Origin of the sequence: Nostocoides japonicum T1-X7 (genome assembly GCF_001046855.1) — a bacterium.
Lineage (GTDB): Bacteria > Actinomycetota > Actinomycetes > Actinomycetales > Dermatophilaceae > Nostocoides > Nostocoides japonicum.
The window spans coordinates 5,122,025-5,125,918 of record NZ_HF570958.1 but is presented as its reverse complement, the minus strand read 5'-3'; the positions used below and the strand labels follow the sequence as shown (position 1 = coordinate 5,125,918).

2 protein-coding genes are annotated in these 3,894 nt (G+C 72.4%); both read left to right on the top strand.

Going from position 1 to position 3,894, the window contains the following annotated elements:
• The first annotated feature begins 111 nt into the window (after positions 1 to 111).
• The gene (htpX, locus tag BN12_RS23115; protein WP_048555596.1) at positions 112 to 999 is read left to right on the top strand and encodes a zinc metalloprotease HtpX; all 888 of its coding nucleotides are present in this window, start codon (positions 112 to 114) and stop codon (positions 997 to 999) included.
• 228 nt (positions 1,000 to 1,227) lie between these two features.
• Positions 1,228 to 3,705 carry an aminopeptidase N gene (pepN, locus tag BN12_RS23110; RefSeq protein ID WP_048555597.1) on the top strand — a complete coding sequence of 826 codons (2,478 nt, stop codon included), beginning with the start codon at positions 1,228 to 1,230 and terminating at the stop codon, positions 3,703 to 3,705.
• Positions 3,706 to 3,894: the final 189 nt, after the last annotated feature.

The following is a 3,894-nucleotide window of genomic DNA, read 5'->3' as shown; positions in this document are numbered from 1 at the left end:
CCGTGGCCGAGACATCCGTTGGCGGTCTGGCACCCGATCGGGGTCTGTGCACCACCTCGGACCGCGGTCGCGGCGGGAACGTCCGGCCGCCCACTCGACGTTGAAGGGGACATGCACAGCCACCACAACGGCCTGAAGACCGCCATGCTCTTCGGCGGCATCTGGGCCCTCCTGCTCGCCCTCGGCGGCATCGTCGCCAGCATGACGGGCAGCAGCGCGTTCATCTGGATCTTCGCGCTCATCGGCGTCGCGACGACGGCATACGGCTACTGGAACAGCGACAAGCTCGCCGTCCGGGCGATGCACGCATACCCGGTGAGCGAGGCGCAGGCTCCGCAGATGTACCGCATCGTCCGCGAGCTGTCGACGAAGGCGAACCAGCCGATGCCGCGCCTGTTCGTCTCCCCGACGCAGGCGCCGAACGCCTTCGCCACGGGACGCAATCCTCAGAACGCGGCCGTCTGCTGCACCGAGGGCATCCTCGCGCTCCTCGACGAGCGGGAGCTGCGGGGCGTCCTCGGCCACGAGCTGATGCATGTCTACAACCGCGACATCCTCACCGGCTCCGTCGCGGCCGCCATCGCCGGGGTCATCTCCTCGGTCGGGCAGATGCTCATGTTCGCGAGCATCTTCGGGGGTGGCGGCGGCGACGACGACCGCCCGAACCCGTTGGCCCTGCTCGTCATGAGCCTCCTCGCACCGTTCGCCGCCGTCATCATCCAGATGGCGATCAGCCGCACGCGCGAGTACGACGCCGACGAGGACGGGTCGAAGCTCACCGGCGACCCGCTCGCCCTCGCCTCCGCGCTGCGCAAGATCGAGGCGGGAGTGGCGCGCGCTCCCCTCGCGCCGACCCCGCAGCTGCAGAACGCGAGCCACATGATGATCGCCAACCCGTTCCGTGCGCAGGACATCTCCCGGTTCATGTCGACCCACCCGCCGACAGCCGACCGCGTCGCCCGGCTCGAGGCGATGGCCAGCGGCGGTCAGATCCGATAGGACGGGCCCCGGGCCGCGTCCACGGTGGTGCACAGGCCCCGATCGGGTGGCAGACCGCCAGTCGACGGCCCCACGACGGTGACGGTGGCACTGGACGGTGGTGCAGAGACCCCGATTGGGTGCCAGAGCGCCAGGGTGGTGGCTGGGTGGTGATGGTGCAGAGGCTCCGATTGGGTGGCAGAGCGCCAGGGTGATGTCCTGAGGGCGGGACCTGCCACAATCCGCGGTATGCCGTCGCTCACCCGGGACGAGGCCGCGCGCCGCGCCCGGTCCCTCACCGTCACCGCCATGACCGTCGACCTCGACCTCGACCAGGGGGCGAGGACGTTCGGGTCGACGACGACGATCGCCTTCTCCGTCGCACCGACCGCATCGACGGCGGCCGATCCGAACGGGGCCACGACCTTCGTCGACGTCCGGCCGCGGGCCCTGCACCGGGCGAGGCTCAACGGCCGGGACCTCGACGTCGGGCTCCTCGACGACGGGCGGCTGCCGCTGACCGACCTCGAGGAGGACAACGTCCTCGTCGTCGAGGCGACGATGGGCTACTCCCACGACGGTCAGGGCCTGCACCGGGCGACCGACCCCGCCGACGGCGAGGACTACGTCTACGGGCACCTCTTCCTCGACGCGGCGCCGACCGTCTTCGCCTGCTTCGACCAGCCGGACCTCAAGGCGCCCTACACCGTGACGGTCACCGCACCCCACGACTGGACGGTGCTCGGCAACGGTGCGGCGACGCAGGACGTGCCGGGCCGCTGGAGCCTCGCGACGACCCGTCCCCTCGCGACGTACTTCGTCACCGTCTGTGCCGGGCCGTGGGCGAGCGTGCGCACCGAGCACGACGGCATACCCCTCGGTCTCCACGCCCGGCGTTCGCTCCGCGGGCCGCTCGAGGCCCAGGCCGAGCAGATCTTCGAGATCACCCGGCAGTCGTTCGACTACTACCACGGGCTCTTCGGCATCCGGTACCCCTTCGGCGAGTACCACCAGGTGTGGGCGCCGGAGTTCAACGCCGGCGCGATGGAGAACCCCGGATGCGTCGTCTTCCGGGACCAGTACGTCTACCGCGGGGCCGTGAGCCGCGACCAGATCCTCCTGCGGAGCAACACGATCGCCCACGAGATGGCGCACATGTGGTTCGGCGACCTCGTGACGATGCGCTGGTGGGACGACCTGTGGCTCAACGAGTCGTTCGCCGAGTACATGAGCCACCGGACCCTCCACGCCGCCACCGAGTTCACCGAGGCCTGGGTCGACGCGACGGTCACCCGCAAGGCCTGGGGGTATGCGACGGAGCGCACCCCGAGCACGCACCCGGTCGCGGGATCTCCCGCCCCCGACGGACGCACCGCGCTGCAGAACTTCGACGGCATCTCGTATGCCAAGGGCTCGGCGGCCCTGCGCCAGCTCATCGCGCACATCGGCGACGACGCGTTCGTCGCGGGCATCACGGCATACCTGAACGAGTTCGCCTACGGCAACGGCACGCTCGCCGACTTCCTCCACGCGATGGAGCAGGCGTCCGGGATCGAGCTCGGGTCGTGGAGCCGGGCCTGGCTGGAGACGGCCGGGGTCGACACGATCGCCGTCGACCCCGCCGCCGGCCGGGTCACGCGACAGGTGCCGGCGGCCCACCCGGCCGACCGCCCGCACACCCTCGACGTCGCGGGCTTCGACGACGGCGAGGCGTCGTGGCGGCTTCCCGTGCGGATCGACGCGGACGCCGTGACGGTCGCGGGCATCCGGCCGGCGCAGGTCGTCGTCCCGAACGTCTCGGACCTCACGTGGGCCACCGTGGACCTCGACCCGGGCACCCTCGCGGCCCTCCCCGAGCGGCTCGGGACCGTGCCTGACGCGCAGGCCCGTGCCGTCGTGTGGACCGCCCTCGGCGACGGGGTATGCCTCGGCACGGTCGACCCGCGGCATCTCCTCCGGGTGTTCGCGGCGGCCTGGCCGGTGGAGACCGAGGCGTCGATCCTCACCGCCGTGGCCGGCCGGGTCCTCGCGCGGACCGTGCCGTGCTTCCTGCCCGTGGAGGAGCGGCCGGGTGCCCTCGATGCGGTGGCCGACGCCGCCCGCCGCCTCGTCGACCGGGGTGGCGGGACGGTCGTCGAGGGTCTGCGCGCCTGGTCCCGCGCGACGTCGGATCCGGACCTGCTGCGGTCGTGGTCGCGGGGTGAGGGACTCCCGGACGGCTTCGGGGACGACCGGGACCTGCGCTGGCTCGTCGTCCGCCGGCTGGCCCAGCTCGGCCTCGTCGACGACGCGGCCATCGAGGACTTCCGGGCGGCCGACGACACGCTGACCGGGCACCTCGCGTCGCTCACGGCGCGGGCGGCCCGGCCGGACCCGGAGGCCAAGGCATGGGCGTGGTCGGAGCTCACGACGAACCGGGAGCGGAGCAACTACGAGCTCAACGCACTCGCCGAGGGGTTCTGGGCCAGTGGGTCGCGCGACCTGCTCCTGCCGTATGCCGCGCGCTACGCGACGGACATCCCGCCCCTGTCCGGCTGGCTCGGCGAGGACGCCCTCGCCCGTGTCGCGACGCTCGCCTACCCCTCCCGCCTCGTCTCCGAGGACGTGCTGCGGACCATCGAGCGGGTCGTCACCGACCCGGACCTCAGCCCCGCGGTCCGCCGGGCCGTCGTCGACCAGGGCAGCGCGATGCGCGAGGCCCTCCGCTCGCTCGCGACCTTCGCCTGATCGAACCACCCGCGGGGCGGGGTCCCTCCGGCGTGCGACCCGCGACGACCTGTGCTTGTGTGGTGGGCGGGCGATCTGGAGGGGTCGCCGTCAGCGGGCCAGGAGGATCCATGCCACGTCGCGCGCGCACCGTCACGGTCGGTCTCGCCACGGGAGCGGCCCTCGCCCTCACCACGGGCCTGGCGGCGG

What these genes read in the sequence shown, in the direction of transcription:
- htpX (WP_048555596.1), top strand. Translation starts at nt 112, where the DNA reads ATGCACAGCCACCACAACGGCCTGAAGACCGCCATGCTCTTCGGCGGC.
- pepN (WP_048555597.1), top strand. Translation starts at nt 1,228, where the DNA reads ATGCCGTCGCTCACCCGGGACGAGGCCGCGCGCCGCGCCCGGTCCCTC.